Source organism: Bradyrhizobium sp. A11, from assembly GCF_042077125.1.
GTDB lineage: Bacteria > Pseudomonadota > Alphaproteobacteria > Rhizobiales > Xanthobacteraceae > Bradyrhizobium > Bradyrhizobium japonicum_B.
On the sequence record NZ_CP149509.1, the window covers coordinates 6,863,847 to 6,879,249 of the forward strand.

At 65.2% G+C, this 15,403-nt stretch carries 14 protein-coding genes; 10 read left to right on the forward strand and 4 right to left on the reverse strand.

The features are described from left to right. Positions 1 to 10: 10 nt before the first annotated feature. Positions 11 to 1,231 (reverse strand): ubiquinone biosynthesis hydroxylase, encoded by a 1,221-nt coding sequence (locus tag WI560_RS32265; protein WP_375306382.1) that lies wholly within the window; start codon positions 1,229 to 1,231, stop codon positions 11 to 13. A 151-nt stretch (positions 1,232 to 1,382) separates the two neighbouring features. On the opposite strand from WI560_RS32265, the gene tesB reads away from it, so the two are divergent. Next, positions 1,383 to 2,246: an acyl-CoA thioesterase II gene (gene tesB, locus WI560_RS32270; protein WP_028133420.1), complete on the forward strand. Its 864-nt coding sequence runs from the start codon at positions 1,383 to 1,385 to the stop codon at positions 2,244 to 2,246. Between the two features lie 40 nt (positions 2,247 to 2,286). Here the strand turns inward: tesB and WI560_RS32275 are convergent, their stop codons facing one another. Continuing rightward, on the reverse strand, positions 2,287 to 3,177 hold the full coding sequence (locus tag WI560_RS32275; RefSeq protein WP_375306383.1) for a DUF4339 domain-containing protein: 891 nt from the start codon (positions 3,175 to 3,177) through the stop codon (positions 2,287 to 2,289). A gap of 247 nt (positions 3,178 to 3,424) precedes the next feature. On the opposite strand from WI560_RS32275, the gene WI560_RS32280 reads away from it, so the two are divergent. The 9 genes from WI560_RS32280 to xth all read left to right on the forward strand — a co-directional run bounded on the left by WI560_RS32280 (position 3,425) and on the right by xth (position 13,897). Then, positions 3,425 to 3,763 (forward strand): P-II family nitrogen regulator, encoded by a 339-nt coding sequence (locus WI560_RS32280; RefSeq protein ID WP_027535359.1) that lies wholly within the window; start codon positions 3,425 to 3,427, stop codon positions 3,761 to 3,763. A 133-nt stretch (positions 3,764 to 3,896) separates the two neighbouring features. Then, positions 3,897 to 5,198 (forward strand): ammonium transporter, encoded by a 1,302-nt coding sequence (locus WI560_RS32285; RefSeq protein WP_375306384.1) that lies wholly within the window; start codon positions 3,897 to 3,899, stop codon positions 5,196 to 5,198. A gap of 309 nt (positions 5,199 to 5,507) precedes the next feature. Then, positions 5,508 to 5,846 carry a P-II family nitrogen regulator gene (locus WI560_RS32290; RefSeq protein ID WP_008142813.1) on the forward strand — a complete coding sequence of 113 codons (339 nt, stop codon included), beginning with the start codon at positions 5,508 to 5,510 and terminating at the stop codon, positions 5,844 to 5,846. A 37-nt stretch (positions 5,847 to 5,883) separates the two neighbouring features. Further along, positions 5,884 to 7,332 (forward strand): ammonium transporter, encoded by a 1,449-nt coding sequence (locus WI560_RS32295; RefSeq protein WP_257179133.1) that lies wholly within the window; start codon positions 5,884 to 5,886, stop codon positions 7,330 to 7,332. 203 nt (positions 7,333 to 7,535) lie between these two features. After that, a complete protein-coding gene (locus WI560_RS32300) occupies positions 7,536 to 7,940 on the forward strand; it encodes a GFA family protein (protein WP_375306385.1) in 405 nt (134 codons plus the stop codon). A gap of 322 nt (positions 7,941 to 8,262) precedes the next feature. Beyond that, positions 8,263 to 9,474 (forward strand): aminotransferase class I/II-fold pyridoxal phosphate-dependent enzyme, encoded by a 1,212-nt coding sequence (locus tag WI560_RS32305; protein WP_375306386.1) that lies wholly within the window; start codon positions 8,263 to 8,265, stop codon positions 9,472 to 9,474. Positions 9,475 to 9,482: 8 nt separating this feature from the next. After that, entirely contained in the window at positions 9,483 to 11,957 is a 2,475-nt protein-coding gene (locus tag WI560_RS32310; protein WP_375306387.1) for a DNA translocase FtsK, read from the forward strand. A 150-nt stretch (positions 11,958 to 12,107) separates the two neighbouring features. Beyond that, positions 12,108 to 12,869, forward strand: coding sequence for an outer membrane lipoprotein carrier protein LolA (locus WI560_RS32315; RefSeq protein ID WP_375308964.1), 762 nt, complete (start codon positions 12,108 to 12,110; stop codon positions 12,867 to 12,869). A gap of 212 nt (positions 12,870 to 13,081) precedes the next feature. After that, positions 13,082 to 13,897 (forward strand): exodeoxyribonuclease III, encoded by an 816-nt coding sequence (gene xth / locus WI560_RS32320; protein ID WP_375306388.1) that lies wholly within the window; start codon positions 13,082 to 13,084, stop codon positions 13,895 to 13,897. 142 nt (positions 13,898 to 14,039) lie between these two features. Here the strand turns inward: xth and WI560_RS32325 are convergent, their stop codons facing one another. Together WI560_RS32325 and WI560_RS32330 are read right to left on the reverse strand one after the other, a co-directional pair. Continuing rightward, complete coding sequence (locus WI560_RS32325; RefSeq protein WP_028133428.1) at positions 14,040 to 14,483, reverse strand: cyclic nucleotide-binding domain-containing protein; 444 nt, start codon at positions 14,481 to 14,483, stop codon at positions 14,040 to 14,042. Between the two features lie 58 nt (positions 14,484 to 14,541). Further along, positions 14,542 to 15,228, reverse strand: a complete 687-nt coding sequence (locus WI560_RS32330) for a response regulator transcription factor (protein WP_007598630.1) — start codon at positions 15,226 to 15,228, stop codon at positions 14,542 to 14,544. Positions 15,229 to 15,403: the final 175 nt, after the last annotated feature.

Below are 15,403 nucleotides of genomic sequence, written 5' to 3' on the forward strand. Positions count from 1 at the left end.
GCCGGCGCGGCTACAACGCCTCGCCCTTCAACAATCTTGGCACCTCACCGGTGAGTCCGGCGGCCTGACGGATGAACAGGTTCTTCAGCGGCGGGGCGCGGTCGACGAGGCCGAGGCCGATGTCGCGGACCGTGCGCAGCAGCGTCGACTGGTTCGAGAACAGGAAGTTCAGCGAGTTGGTGGCAACACCCATCGCCATGGTGTCGAAGCGGCGCCAGCGCTGGTAGCGCTCGAGCACGTCGGCCGCGCCGATATCCATGCCGAGCCGCGCGGCATCGACGACGACCTCGGCCAGCGCCGCGACATCCTTCAACCCCATGTTGAGACCCTGGCCCGCAATGGGGTGGATGACATGGGCGGCGTCGCCGACCAGTGCGAGGCGGGTGGCGATGAAGGAGCGCGCGACGAAATAGGACAGCGGGAAGGCGCGCGGCTTGTCGAGCGCCTTCACCTCGCCGAGATGCAGGCCAAAGCGCTGCTCGAGCTCGGCGTGAAATTCCTCCTCGCCGAGCGCCACGATGCGCGCGGCCTCGGCTCGGCGCTCGGTCCACACCAGCGAGGAGCGCTTTCCCGAGAGCGGCAGGATCGCGAACGGGCCTGCCGGCAGGAAGTGCTCCTCGGCGCGGCCCTCGTGGTCGCGCTCGTGGCCGACGGTAACGACGATGCCGGCCTGGTCATACTCCCAGCCATGGGTTGGAATGCCGGCGCGCTCGCGCAGCCTCGACCGCGCGCCGTCGGCAGCGACCAGCAGGCTGGCGGCAATCACGCTGCCGTCGCCGAGCGTCACGTCGATGCCTTCGGGACGCGCGTCGTAGGAGGCGACGGTCGTGGCACGCAGATCGATGCCCTCGGCTTCCGCACGCGCCGTCAGCGCGTCGATCAGGCGACGGTTCTCGACCATATGCGCAAAGGGCTCGCCCGGCGCGACGTCGCCGGCGAAGTTGAGGAACACCGGACGGGTGGCGTCCTCCAGCTTGGAATCGGTGACGACCATGTCGACGATCGGCTGCGCCTCGCCGCTGACCGGGTCCCAGGCGCCGATCGCCTCGAACAGGCGGCGGCAGGCGGCCACGATCGCGGTGGCGCGGGGATCGCGGCTCGGCCGGGTGCCGAGCGCGGGATCGGCGACGATGACGGGAATCTCGGGCCCGAGCCCCTGGCGCAGCGCCAGGGCCAGCGCGAGCCCTGCAAACGCGCCGCCACCAATGACAATGCTACCCTGTACCGACATACCAAGCTTCCCGGCCAATTCTCGGCCTTGCTAGCAGACTTGAGCTGGGCGAAACAGTGCGGTGAAACGAGGGCGGAACGGCCCCCATTGTGTCATTCCGGGGCGCGACGAAGTCGCGAGCCCGGAATGACGACTTTAGAGAGCTGTGTTCATGTCCAAAAGCCTCATCGACCTCATCTCGATCCTCGACCTCGAGCAGCTCGAGGTGAACCTGTTCCGCGGCAACAGCCCGAAGACCAGCTGGCAGCGCGTGTTCGGCGGTCAGGTGATCGGGCAGGCGATGGTCGCGGCCTGCCGCACCGTCGAGGGGCGCCTGCCGCATTCGCTGCATTGCTATTTCATCCTGCCGGGCGATCCGCAGATTCCGATCATCTACCAGGTCGAACGCCTGCGCGACGGCAAGAGCTACTCGACCCGCCGCGTCACCGCGATCCAGCACGGCAACGCGATCTTCTCGATCATGGTGTCGTTCCATGCCGAGGAGGAAAGCGCCTTCGATCATCAGGACAAGATGCCTGACGTGCCGCCGCCGGAGAAGCTCACGGCGGAGGAGGTGGCGAAGCAGCCGATGTTCAAGGAGATGCCGGAGTTCATCCGCCGCTATTATGAATCCGATCGTCCGATCGAGCTGCGTCCGGTCGAGCTCGGCCGCTATTTCGGCCAGAAGATCGACGACGGCCGCATCCATGTCTGGATCAAGACCGCGGCGACGCTGCCGGACGATCCGGCGCTGCACATGTGCGCGCTCGCCTACGCCTCGGACTTCTCGCTGCTGGATGCGATCATGGCGCGCTATGGCCGCACGCTGTTCGACAAGCGCATGATGCCGGCGAGCCTCGACCACGCCATGTGGTTTCACCGCCCGTTCCGCGCCGACGAATGGCTGCTCTACGCGCAGGATTCGCCGAGCGCGCGCGGCGGCCGCGGCCTGACGCGCGGCTCCATCTTCAAGCCCGACGGCACGCTGGTTGCCTCCGTCGCGCAGGAAGGCTCGGTGCGCGAGCGCAAGGGGTGATCACCTCGAACGCGAGGTCTCGCGTTCGAGGCTTTTCGGATCAGGCAGCGACGGAGCCGCGCGGCGCGAGAACGGTCTGCGAGGCAAACCAGTTCATGATCCAGCGATACACCCACGGAATCGGGATGATCAGGCTGCACAGGATCGCAGCGACGATCCCGCGCCAGAGGATGTCGAGACCAGAGCCAGTGAACACGATCTCGCGCCGCGTGCCTTCGATGTTGCGGCAGAACCAGCGCATCTGCGCTGCGGCGACCCAGGCCCAGCCGATGATGGTAATGATCGAAATCGCGAACAGCAGATTCCAGCCGATATAGGCCCACACCGAGCCGGTGAAGCTCAAGCCCAGCGGCTGCCCGTTGGAGGCGAGGTTCGCGATCATCCATTTGATCAGCAGCCAGTAGAGCACGATCTGCACGACGAACAGCAGGTTGCTCAGGATCTCGCTGCCGACGAAGCTGAGGGCGATCGCCAGACCGATGAAGCCGAAGAACCAGGGCACCAGCGTCATCGCGCTGCCGGTGAAGCTGAGATTGGGTCGTCCCGGGACTTTGAAGCAGGGCACGATCCAGTTGGTGTACCAGACGAACAGCCACGGCACCGGGATGATGAAGCACGAGCCGATCACCAGCACGAGCGTGCGCCAGGTGAACTCGAGGATGCCGAAATCGACGGCCAGCGATCCACCGCTTCCGCCGCCGGCATAGCCACCGGCACCCATCATCGGCGGGCCGCCCGCCGGCATCATCGGCGGCGCGCCGCCGCCCCCGACCAGGCCGGGAATTTCGGCGGCCTTCTGCCAGCCGGCCATGCCCTCGGTCCACACCAGCGTGTCCGGGCGCACCACCCCTTGGGCGACGAGATCGCGGAATTGCCCTTCCGGAAAGGGCCCCTGCTGCTTGCCCTCGGATGCGTAGAACCAACTCGCCATGAAGCGTCCCCCTCAAAATACTTATGTCCCGCCTGGCAGGCCCGGGTTCACCGCATCCATGCCAAAAATGCATTGTGAAGGATGAACACTTGCCCTGTACAGAGGCGGCCATTCACATGACCGCCCTTGGCCAATCGTTTTTCCGCTTCAACCTGCAAGTTTTTTGTGCCATTTGCCCGGAAAGATGCCAGATTGACGCAGCGCCGGGGACATACGGCGCGCCGCACCCCGGGGAATAGGCCTGACCATGAAACTCGTCGTCGCGATCATCAAACCCTTCAAGCTCGACGAGGTCCGCCAGGCCCTGACGGCGATCGGCGTCCACGGCATGACCGTGACTGAGGTGAAGGGCTATGGCCGCCAGAAAGGCCACACCGAGATTTATCGCGGCGCCGAATATGTCGTGAACTTCCTGCCCAAGCTACGGATCGAGATCGCGGTCGCCTCCGACATCGCCGACAAGGCCGTGGGTGTGATCACCGCCTCCGCGCGCACCGGGCAGATCGGCGACGGCAAGATCTTCGTGACGCCGATCGATCACGCGCTGCGCATCCGCACCGGCGAAACCGACAGCGACGCGCTCTAGGATTTTGGCTTGACGCGTCTTCTTCGCGCGAACCGGGATCCATTTCGCGCGAGAACGCTCTGATATTGCTTCTTCGATCGCACCGGGCAACGACGCCAAAGGTGCGACGCCAATTGATGCCGGGGGGAACGATATGGCGGGATGTTTGCGCCGCGCAGCTGCAATGGCTGCGCCGATCGGAATTGTGCTGCTCATGGCCGCGCCGGCGCAAGCCGCGGCAAGCGAGATCAACGCCGCCGACACCGCCTGGATGACCGTCGCCACCGCGCTGGTGCTGATGATGACGATCCCGGGCCTTGCGCTGTTCTATGCCGGCATGGTGCGCAAGAAGAACGTGCTCGCCACCATGGCGCAGAGCCTCGCCGCGGTCGCGCTGATCTCCATTCTCTGGGTCGCGTTCGGCTATTCGCTGTGCTTCGTCGGCGATGGCCCGTGGATCGGCACGCTCGACCGCTGGTTTCTCGCCGGCATGACCATGGACAGCGTCAATCCGGCGGCGAAGACCATCCCGGAAGCGCTGTTCATGCTGTACCAGATGACCTTTGCCATCATCACGGTGGCGCTGGTCGCGGGCTCGGTCGCCGACCGGATGCGGTTCTCCGCCTATCTCCTGTTCTCCGTCGCCTGGTTCATCTTCGTCTACATTCCGCTGGCGCATTGGGTGTGGGGCGGCGGCTTCCTCAGCAGCATGGGCGTGCTCGATTTCGCCGGCGGCCTCGTGGTGCACCTGTCGGCGGGCACCGGCGGCCTCGTTGCGGCGAGGGTGATGGGGCGCCGTCACGGCTACGGCAGCGAAAATCTCTCGCCGTTCGATCTTTCGCTTGCGGTGATGGGCACCGGCCTGTTGTGGGTCGGCTGGTTCGGCTTCAACGGCGGCTCGGCGGGCGCGGCCAATTCACGCGCGGTGATGGCGATCATCGCGACGCACCTCGCCGCCTGCGCCGGCGCGCTGACCTGGGGCGCGATCGAATGGTCGACGCGGCGCAAGCCCTCCGTGCTCGGCATGATCTCCGGCGCGGTGGCCGGGCTCGGCACCATCACGCCGGCCTCCGGATTCGTGGCGCCCTGGCACGGCATCGTCATCGGCATCATTGCCGGCGCGGTCTGCTATTGGGCCTGCACCTGGCTGAAGCACCGCTTCAACTATGACGATTCCCTGGACGTGTTCGGCGTCCACGGCATCGGCGGCCTGACCGGGACCCTGCTCGCCGGCGTGTTCGCAACCAGCGCCATCGGCGGCACCGCCGGCCTTTTCGAGGGCAATCCGCAGCAATTGCTGATCCAGCTCTATGGGATCGCCATCACCTTCGTCTGGTCGGCAGGCGTGAGCTTCATCCTGCTCAAGCTGGTCGGCCTGTTCGTGCCCTTGCGCGTATCCCGTGAGCAGGAACTCGAGGGGCTGGATATTTCGCAGCACGGCGAAGCCCTGCAATAAGCGCCGACGCTACAAAATTACCTTTTCGCTGCCCGACACATGAGCAACATTGTGTCGGTAGCCTGTCGTGCTCGCGTTTTAAGCAGGCATGACCACGTTTTGGGCGCGACGGAATGGCGCACCGCACTGCAATACCCGTCAAACACGAAAACCCCCGTTTTCATAGTCCGTTAGGCAACACGCCTGATCTGGCACGGCATTTGATTCTAGGGGTCCTGGCTGTGCCCGCGTAGTGAACTTCTCCCTCGTGGCGAACCAGTCGAGAACGCCCGGCCATGTCCGGACCGGGCCCAAGCGGGGATAGGACCCATGAAAATTGTTATGGCGATCATTAAGCCATTCAAGCTGGAAGAAGTCCGTGACGCCCTGACCGCCATCGGCGTTCATGGTCTCACGGTGACGGAAGTCAAGGGATATGGCCGCCAGAAGGGCCATACGGAAATCTATCGCGGCGCCGAATATGCCGTGAGCTTCCTGCCCAAGATCAAGATCGAGGTCGCTGTCGCCTCCGACCAGGTCGACAAGACCATCGACGCCATCACGTCCGCCGCGAAAACCGGACAGATCGGCGACGGCAAGATCTTCGTCATCAACCTCGACCACGCGGTGCGCATCCGCACCGGCGAGGCCGATGCCGCGGCCCTCTGATTTCGCGCTCAACCTTATCCAAGCAGGAGTGAATATTATGACGTTCAAGCGTCCCTATGGCGCGGGATTGGCGGCTCTCGCAGTCGGCCTGTTCGCTGCGACCGCAGCCTACGCCGAGCCAACAATCAACAAGGGAGACAACGCCTGGATGATGACATCGACAGTGCTGGTGCTGTTGATGACGATCCCCGGCCTCGCCCTGTTCTACGGCGGTCTCGTCCGCTCCAAGAACATGCTCTCCGTCCTGATGCAGGTGTTCTACACCGTCTGCGTCGTCACCGTGATCTGGGCCGTGTACGGCTACAGCCTCACCTTCACCGGCGGCTCGGACTTCATCGGCGGCTTCTCCAAGGCCTTCATGATGGGCGTCACCACCGACACCAAGGCGGCGACCTTCTCGGTCGACGCCAACATCTCGGAGCTCATCTATGTGTGCTTCCAGATGACCTTCGCGGCGATCACGCCCGCCCTCATCGTCGGCGCCTTCGCCGAGCGCATGAAGTTCGCGGCGATCGCGCTGTTCGTCCCGCTCTGGGTCACGCTGGTGTATTTCCCGATCGCGCACATGGTCTGGTACTGGCAGGGTCCGGATCTGATCCAGGACGCGGCCAAGGCGCTCGCTGCGGCCACTGACGCGGCGGCCAAGACCGCGGCGCAGGCCAAACTCGACGAGCTCAATGCCGACGCCGGCTGGATCTTCAAGATGGGCGCGATCGACTTCGCCGGCGGCACCGTGGTGCACATCAACGCCGGCATCGCGGGCCTCGTCGGCGCTCTCCTGATCGGCAAGCGCGTCGGTTACGGCAAGGAGCTGATGGCCCCGCACTCGCTGACCATGTCGATGATCGGCGCCTCGCTGCTCTGGGTCGGCTGGTTCGGCTTCAACGCCGGCTCCAACCTCGAAGCCAGCGGCGGCGCTGCCCTCGCCATGACCAACTCCTTCGTCGCCACCGCGGCCGCCGCGCTGTCGTGGATGTTCGCGGAGTGGATCATCAAGGGTCATCCCTCGGTGCTCGGCGTCATCTCCGGTGCCGTCGCAGGCCTCGTGGCCGTCACCCCTGCCGCCGGCTTCTCCGGTGTCATGGGCGCGATCGTCCTCGGTCTCGTGGTCGGCGTGGTCTGCCTGTTCTTCTGCACCGTCGTGAAGAACGCGCTCGGCTATGACGACAGCCTCGACGTGTTCGGCGTGCACTGCGTCGGCGGCATCGTCGGCGCCATCGGCACCGGCATTCTCGTCAACCCCGCCCTCGGCGGCGCCGGCATCGTCGACTACACCGCGATCCCGCCCAAGGTTGCCGATTACGACTTCGCCGTGCAGATGCTGGCGCAGATCAAGGCCGTCGTCACCACGCTGGTGTGGTCGGGCGTCGGCTCGGCGATCCTCTACAAGGTCGTCGACGTGATCGTCGGTCTGCGCACCAATGTCGAAAGCGAGCGTGAAGGTCTCGACATCACCGAGCACACCGAGCGCGCCTACAACATGTAACTCCTCCCGGGCGCGGCTCCTTCGGGGATCGCGCCCCGACCTACGGTTCGGGCACATACCCGGCAATGCCCTGACCGTTGAGGGGCTCCAGCGCAAGCTGGAGCCCCTTTCTTTTGGTCAGGCGTGCCGAAGAAAAGGATTGCGATTCCGCGCCGCCGGCGCAGAAATATCGACCACAAGAAACAACAATCGGGGAGGTCGTCATGCGTTTGGAAGGCGGATGCTATTGCGGCGAAGTGCGCTACGTGGCCGAGGGCGATCCGATGATGCAGGCCCAGTGTCATTGCCGCGAGTGCCAGTACATCTCGGGCGGCGCGCCCAACACCTTCATCGCGATGCCGGCAGCCGGCTTCACCTACATCCTGGGGCAGCCCAGGCAGTTCACCCGCAAGGACCTCGAACGCGCCGTCACGCGCGAATTCTGCGCCGAATGCGGCACCCATCTGGTGACCAAGGTCCCGGGCCTGCCGGCCGCGGTCGTCAAGGTCGGCACGCTGGACGAACCAAAGCAGTTCCAGCCGCAGATGGCGATCTACACCTGCGACATGCAGGAATTTCACGCGATCCCGGCAGGCATGAAGACGTTCGAGAAGCTGCCGGGGCGTTGAGGCCGCGATGACGGAGCTCTCCCTCTCCCGCTTGCGGGAGAGGGCCGGGGAGAGGGTGTCTGAACACTGGGACAGTCCCTATGCGGAAAGAACCCTCACCCGCGCCTTCGGCGCGACCTCTCCCGCAAGCGGGAGCGGTGAGCAACCAGCCCCAACGGCAGCCGCATCCCGTTGTTATCCGGCCTTAATATTCCTGCTCTGGACGGAGGCGGCGGCCGATGGTTAATCGCGTCTTAACCTCGCCCTATCTATGGTGAACTGAACCGCTTCCCGCCGGCGCCGTGGTGCGCGACCGGCCGTTCCAAGAGTACTGGCGCCCAGAATGGTCATGACCGCTTCATCCCGCGCGCCGCAGGCCGGTGGAAGCCCCAACGAACGCTCGCCCTTCGTCCGGCTGAACGAGCTGCTGGCGCCGCATCAGCCCGGCAAGCCCTTGATTTCGCTCGCGGTCGGCGAACCGCAGCACCCCGTGCCTGATTTCGTTGGCCCGGTGCTGGCCAAGCATATCGCCGATTTCGGCCGCTACCCGATGAACCAGGGCACCGAGCCGTTCCGCCAGGCCGCCAGCACCTGGCTGTCGTCGCGCTTCAAGCTGCCGCGGCCGCTCGACCCCAAAGCCGAGATTCTCGTCCTCAATGGCAGCCGCGAGGGGCTATTCCTCGCCGCGATCGCAGCGGCGCGCTATGTCGGTCCGCGCCCCGGCAAGCCCGCCATCCTGATGCCGAACCCGTTCTATCCGGTCTATGGCGCCGGCGCCCTGGCTGCAGCCTGCGAGCCGGTCTATCTGCCGACCACGATCGACAACGGCTTCCTGCCCGATCTCGATGCCATCGACGAGGCGACGCTGGCGCGCACCGTGGCGTTCTACCTGGCCTCGCCGGCCAACCCTCAGGGCTCGGTCGCCTCGCGCGATTACTTCACGCGGTTGAAACGCCTCGCCGACCGCTACGGCTTCATGATCCTCAGCGACGAGTGCTATTCGGAGATCTATACCCGCGAAGCACCGGGCAGCGCGCTCGAATGTGCCGGCCCCGATTTCACCCGCGTGGCCGCGTTCCAATCGTTGTCGAAACGCTCGAACCTGCCGGGCCTGCGCGTCGGCTTCGCCGCCGGCGACAAGACGTTCATCGGCATGTTCCTGGAGCTGCGCAACATCGCCGCGCCGCAGGTGCCGGTGCCGCTCCAGCATGTCGCGACGTTTGCCTACGGCGACGAGGCGCATGTCGAAGAGAACCGCAGGCTCTACCGGATCAAGTTCGACCTCGCCGACCAGATCATCGGCAACCGTTACTTCTATCGCCGCCCCGATGCCGGCTTCTGCGTCTGGCTCAATACGTCCGCGATCGGCGACGACGTGGCCGTGACGCTCAAGCTTTTCCGGGAAGCCGGCGTGCGCGTGGTGCCCGGCAGCTTCCTGGCGCGGCAGCAGCCTGACGGATTCAATCCCGGCGCAGGCTACATTCGCCTCGCACTGGTGCAGGACAGCGAGACCACGGCGCAGGCGCTGCATCGCCTGGTCGAGACTCTGGGTTAGGCGGGCCCATGAGCATGTCGGCAATCGAACGCGTCATTCCACTGGTCGGCCATCTGCCGCCATCGATCCGCGAGGGTCTGGCGCGGCGCATGCGCGAGCTCACCGGCCTCGGCCTGATTGGGCTGGCGGGCGTTGCCTCGGCCGCGCTGATGACCTGGTCGGTGCAGGATCCCAGCCTCAGCCACGCCACCTCGCGGCCGATCCGCAACATCCTCGGCTATGCCGGCGCGATCGGCGCCGATCTTGCGATGCAGATCCTCGGGCTCGGCGCCATCATGCTGGTCCTCACCGTCGCGGTCTGGGGCTGGCGCATGATGACGCATCGCCCGTTCGACCGCGAAGCGCTGCGGCTCGGCTCCTGGGTTCTCTGCGCGGTGCTCGCGGCGGGCTTCGTCAGCTGCTGGCCGCATGGCGGCGCATGGCCGCTGCCAACCGGCCTCGGCGGCGTGGTCGGCGACGCCCTGGTGCGCGCGCCCGCCGTGATCTTCGGGCCTGCCGGCACGATCTACCGCATCGTGCTCGGCACGATCCTGTTCGCCGCGATGGCCGCGACCTTCCTGATCGCCTGCGGTCTTGGCGCCCGTGAGCACGACGAAGAGCACAGCGAGATCGAGGACGACGACAAGCCGCTCGACGAAGACGAGGAAGGCGATCGCGGCTCGGTGTCGCTGGGCTGGCTGTTCCATGCGCTGATGAGCACCAAGGCGCGGCTGGTCTGGCTGTGTGGTGCCGCCTACCGCTCGCTGGTCTCGAGCGCACCGAAAACCAAGGCCGTGGCGTTCAGCCGCCAGGAGCCGAATCTCGGCGGCGGCCGTGCGGCGCCCCCGATCTCGCCGCAATCCGAGGACGAGGACGACGAGGATCAACACGAGGACGAGGAAGAAGAGGAGGAGGAGGAGCCGGTCGCGCGCGCCCCGCGCAAGAAGGCTGCGCCGAAGGCTCCTGCCAAGAAATCCTCCGACAAGTTCGACCTTCCCTCCGTCTCCATGCTGGCGGCGCCGAAGGCCGGCGATCGCCAGCCGCTCAGCAAGGCCGAGCTGGAGACCAATTCGCGCTCGCTCGAAGGCGTGCTGCAGGATTTCGGCGTGCGCGGCGAGATCGTCAAGGCCAATCCGGGCCCCGTCGTCACGCTGTACGAGCTGGAGCCCGCGCCCGGCATCAAATCGTCGCGCGTAATCGGGCTTGCCGACGACATCGCGCGCTCGATGAGCGCGCTGTCGGCGCGCGTCGCCGTCGTGCCGGGCCGCAACGCCATCGGCATCGAATTGCCGAACGCGCATCGCGAGAAGGTCTATTTGCGCGAACTGCTGGTCGCGAAGGAGGCCGCCGATACGGTTGCCAAGCTGCCGCTCTGCCTCGGCAAGACCATCGGCGGCGATCCCGTCATCATCGACCTCGCGCGCACGCCGCACATGCTGATCGCCGGCACCACCGGCTCGGGCAAGTCGGTCGCCATCAACACCATGATCCTCAGCCTGGTCTACCGGCTGCGCCCGGACCAGTGCCGCCTGATCATGGTCGATCCGAAGATGCTCGAGCTCTCCGTCTATGACGGCATTCCCCATCTGCTCACGCCCGTCGTGACCGACCCGAAGAAGGCGGTGGTCGCTCTGAAATGGGCCGTGCGCGAGATGGAAGAGCGCTACAAGAACATGGCCAAGCTCGGTGTGCGCAACATCGACGGCTACAACACGCGCCTGCTCGAGCTGAAGGCCAAGGGCGAGGAGCCGACGCGCACGGTGCATACCGGCTTCGACAAGGAGACCGGCAAGGCGATCTACGAGGAAGAGAAGCTCTCGCTCGACCCGCTGCCCTACATCGTCATCATCGTCGACGAAATGGCGGACCTGATGATGGTCGCCGGCAAGGACATCGAAGGCGCGGTGCAGCGCCTGGCGCAGATGGCGCGCGCCGCCGGCCTGCACGTGATCCTGGCGACGCAGCGTCCGTCGGTCGACGTCATCACCGGCACCATCAAGGCGAACTTCCCGACCCGCATCGCCTTCCAGGTGACGTCCAAGATCGACAGCCGCACGATCCTGGGCGAGATGGGCGCCGAGCAGCTGCTCGGCCAGGGCGACATGCTCTACATGGCCGGCGGCGGCCGCATCAGCCGCGTGCACGGCCCCTTTGCCTCCGACGAGGAAGTCGAGAAGGTGGTGCGTCACCTCAAGACGCAGGGGCAGCCGGAATATCTCGAGGCCGTCACCGCCGAAGAGCCGAGCGAGGACGAGGACGGCGGTGCCGTGTTCGACGCCAGCGGCATGGGCGCGGACGGCGGCGGCGATCTGTTCCAACAGGCCGTTGCGATCGTCAAACGCGACCGCAAGGCCTCGACCAGCTATATCCAGCGCCGCCTGCAAATCGGCTACAATCGCGCCGCATCGCTGATGGAGCGCATGGAACTGGAAGGCATCGTCGGACCCGCCAACCACGCCGGCAAGCGCGAGATTCTGGTCGAGGAAGAAGACAGCCATATGTGAGGCGGTCGCCTCGAAACATCATTTCACGCAAAATCGATATCTGCTTTTGCCCGAAATCACGCTAAAAGGCGCCTAGCCATACAGGACGACGCGTTGATCAGACATCCGGACATTCGATTCGCTGCCGATATCGCCGCGCGAAGCGCGCGCGTGGCCGGCGTGCTGCTCGTCGCTGCCGCGATGATGACCGCAACGTCGCTCGCGCAGTCCGTGCCGGTGCCGAAACCCGCGCCGAAGGGCCGTGATGGTTCGGGGTCCGGAGGCGGTGGTCCAGCTGTCACCGGCGCGACGCAGACGCCACCCGTTCCGGTGATCCCGGATCCGCGCCGCAACGTGCCGAGCAGCATTTTCCAGACCTTCGATGCCAACCAGAAGGCGCAGGCGGCCAAGGTCAGCGCTTATCTGTCGTCGCTGCAGACGCTGGTCGGAAATTTCGTCCAAGTCGGTCCCGACGGCAGCAAGACGCAGGGCGATTTCTATATTCAGAAGCCGGGCAAGGTGCGCTTCGAATATGATGCGCCGAGCCCGATCGACATCGTCGCCGACGGATCGTCCCTGGTGGTGCGCGATCGCAAGCTTGCGACGCAGGACGTCTATCCGCTGTCGCAGACGCCGCTGCGCTTCCTGTTGTCCGACCGCATCGACCTGATGAAGGACACCAACGTCGTCAACGTCTCCGCCGACGACGTCTTCGTCAGCGTCACCATCGAGGAGAAGCAGGCGCTGGTCGGCACCAGTCGCTTGCTGCTGATGTTCGGCGCCAAGGACGGCCAACTCAAGCAGTGGACCGTCACCGACCCGCAGGGCTACGACACCACGATCGCGGTCTACAACCTGGATTCGAGCAAGAAGCTCGATCCCAGCATGTTCAAGATCGATTTCACCAATTACAGCACGCCGTCGCCGGGCTGAGCTCGCGTGTCCCGGACTAGCGCAGCGAAGCGCAGAGCCGGGACCCAGGATGCCGCAAGATGGGCTCCGGCTCTCCAGCGCGTCACTTCGTGCCGCGCAGCGTCCGGGGCACGCAATTCGACCGACCGTTCGCGCCCAACTCCAAAAACGCGGTGGGCACGGCGCTTTGCGCCTTTGCCCACCCTACGAGAGCTTGCTAAGACGCATTTCCCATGCGTCTTTCCCTGACAACCTGGAACATCAATTCGGTGCGGCTGCGCATCGATCTGGTCGCGAAGTTTCTTAGGAGCGCGCGGCCGGACGTGCTGTGCCTGCAGGAGACCAAGTGCATCGACGATGCCTTTCCGCTGAAGCGCTTCAAGCGGCTTGGCTATGAGCACGTCGCGCTGAACGGACAGAAGGGCTATCACGGCGTCGCCATCGTCTCGAAGATCCCGTTCGACTCGAAGGACATCCGCACCTTCTGCGACAAAGTGGATTCGCGCCATATCTCGGTGTCGTTCGGCGAGAAGGCCAATATCGCAAAGCCGCTGGTGCTGCATAATTTCTACGTGCCCGCCGGCGGCGACATCCCCGATCCCGCGCTGAACGAGAAGTTCGACCACAAGCTCCGCTTCCTCGACGAGATGAAGGCGTGCGAGCCGCTGCATCCGCGCGGTGAAGACCGCCACATCCTGGTCGGCGATCTCAACGTCGCCCCGCACGAGAACGACGTGTGGTCGCACAAGCAGCTCTTGAAGGTGGTCTCGCATACGCCGGTGGAAACCGAGAAGCTCAAGGCCGCACTCGAAGCCGGCGAATGGGTCGACGTCGCGCGCGACCGCATTCCGATGTCGGAGAAAGTCTATACCTGGTGGAGCTACCGCTCGCCCGACTGGACCGTAGGCGACCGCGGCCGCAGGCTCGACCACATCTGGGTCTCGCGCGCGTTGAAGGACGCGGTCAGCGATTTCAAGATCCTGCGCGATGCGCGGAGCTGGGAGCGGCCGTCGGACCACGTGCCCGTGACGGTGACGCTGGAGGTTTAGCCTTCCGTCATTCCGGGGCGATGCGCAGCATCGAACCCGGAATCCATCGGGCCGCAGAAGCGTTGGATGAATGGATTCTCAGGTGCGCAATTGCGCACCATAGTTCGCGCTATGCGCGCCCCGGAATGACGGATGGAGAGAGCTACGACGTCAGCTTGGCGCCTGCCATCAATATGTCGCTGGCGATCTGGCTGGAGCGCACCGCGAATTCGTCGCGCAGGCGCACGGCGGCGGCGGGGTCGCTTTCCAGCACGCGCTGGAACAGGCTGCGGGCGACACGGATGACGGAGGAATGCTCCAGCGCGATCGCGCTCGACGGCCGCTTCATGGGCACCACCAGCGCGAGCTCGCCGATCAGCGCGCCGGGACCGGCGATCATCTCGGCGCCGGCGCCGTCCTCGACCCGGAAAGCGCCGCGCTGGACCACAAAGCCGGCATCGGCGTCATCGCCGAGATTGAACAGGGTGTCGCCGCGGACGAAGTCGCGCTGCTCGGAGCCGATCGCCAGCATGCGCAACGAGGCGTCGCCCAACAGGCGCAGTGTCGGGACCCGCTCGAGAAGCGCTACGTCGTCGTCGATCGACATTCAGATCCGAGGCTCAAGGGCATGCGATCTCAAACGATTCGCACGCCCTTCGAGCGTATCACGGCACCAGCTTGTAGCCACCGGCTTCCGTCACCAGGATTTCCGGGTTGGCGGCATCCTTCTCGATCTTCTGGCGCAGGCGGTAGATGTGGGTCTCCAGCGTGTGGGTGGTGACGCCGGAATTATAGCCCCAGACCTCCTGGAGCAGGGTCTCGCGCGAGACCGGCATCTGGCCGGCCCGGTAGAGGAAGCGGAGGATGGCGGTTTCCTTCTCCGTCAGCCGGACCTTGCGCGCATTGGCCGCGGTGAGCATTTTCGAGCCGGGACGGAAGGAATAAGGGCCGACCGAGAACACCGCGTCCTCGCTGGCCTCGTGCTGGCGGAGCTGGGCGCGGATGCGGGCCAGCAGGACGGCGAAGCGGAAGGGCTTGGCCACATAATCGTTGGCGCCGGATTCCAGCCCCAAAATCGTATCGGAATCGGTGTCGTGCCCGGTCAGCATGATGATCGGGGCCTTGAAGCCGCCCTTGCGCAAGGAGCGGACCACCTCACGGCCGTCGGTGTCGGGCAGGCCGACATCCATCAGAACGAGATCGGGGGCATTGGCCTTGGCGGCGCTCGCGCCCTTCGCGCCGGTATCGACGGCGGAGGCTTCGAATTCTTCGTGTAGCGATAATTGCTCCACCAACGTATCGCGCAGATCGGTATCGTCATCCACGATGAGGATCTTGCGGGCATTGGCCATAGGGGGTCATCCTTTTGGGGTCCGGCTCGGCGCGCATCCATGCCGCACCCAGCCGTGAGGGGAAGTTTAGGGGTCTCTGTTGTTATTGTTGTTCGTGTTGAAGTAGTGGGCTGTCACCGATTCACAAGCCAGAACCACTCTAACCCAGAATAGCAGGGCGTTTTGATGAATGTCC

Excerpts from the sequence above, each read along its gene's own strand:
- WI560_RS32265 (WP_375306382.1), bottom strand. The coding sequence starts at position 1,231 with ATGTCGGTACAGGGTAGCATTGTCATTGGTGGCGGCGCGTTTGCAGGG.
- tesB (WP_028133420.1), top strand. The coding sequence starts at position 1,383 with ATGTCCAAAAGCCTCATCGACCTCATCTCGATCCTCGACCTCGAGCAG.
- WI560_RS32275 (WP_375306383.1), bottom strand. The coding sequence starts at position 3,177 with ATGGCGAGTTGGTTCTACGCATCCGAGGGCAAGCAGCAGGGGCCCTTT.
- WI560_RS32280 (WP_027535359.1), top strand. The coding sequence starts at position 3,425 with ATGAAACTCGTCGTCGCGATCATCAAACCCTTCAAGCTCGACGAGGTC.
- WI560_RS32285 (WP_375306384.1), top strand. The coding sequence starts at position 3,897 with ATGGCGGGATGTTTGCGCCGCGCAGCTGCAATGGCTGCGCCGATCGGA.
- WI560_RS32290 (WP_008142813.1), top strand. The coding sequence starts at position 5,508 with ATGAAAATTGTTATGGCGATCATTAAGCCATTCAAGCTGGAAGAAGTC.
- WI560_RS32295 (WP_257179133.1), top strand. The coding sequence starts at position 5,884 with ATGACGTTCAAGCGTCCCTATGGCGCGGGATTGGCGGCTCTCGCAGTC.
- WI560_RS32300 (WP_375306385.1), top strand. The coding sequence starts at position 7,536 with ATGCGTTTGGAAGGCGGATGCTATTGCGGCGAAGTGCGCTACGTGGCC.
- WI560_RS32305 (WP_375306386.1), top strand. The coding sequence starts at position 8,263 with ATGGTCATGACCGCTTCATCCCGCGCGCCGCAGGCCGGTGGAAGCCCC.
- WI560_RS32310 (WP_375306387.1), top strand. The coding sequence starts at position 9,483 with ATGAGCATGTCGGCAATCGAACGCGTCATTCCACTGGTCGGCCATCTG.
- xth (WP_375306388.1), top strand. The coding sequence starts at position 13,082 with ATGCGTCTTTCCCTGACAACCTGGAACATCAATTCGGTGCGGCTGCGC.
- WI560_RS32325 (WP_028133428.1), bottom strand. The coding sequence starts at position 14,483 with ATGTCGATCGACGACGACGTAGCGCTTCTCGAGCGGGTCCCGACACTG.
- WI560_RS32330 (WP_007598630.1), bottom strand. The coding sequence starts at position 15,228 with ATGGCCAATGCCCGCAAGATCCTCATCGTGGATGACGATACCGATCTG.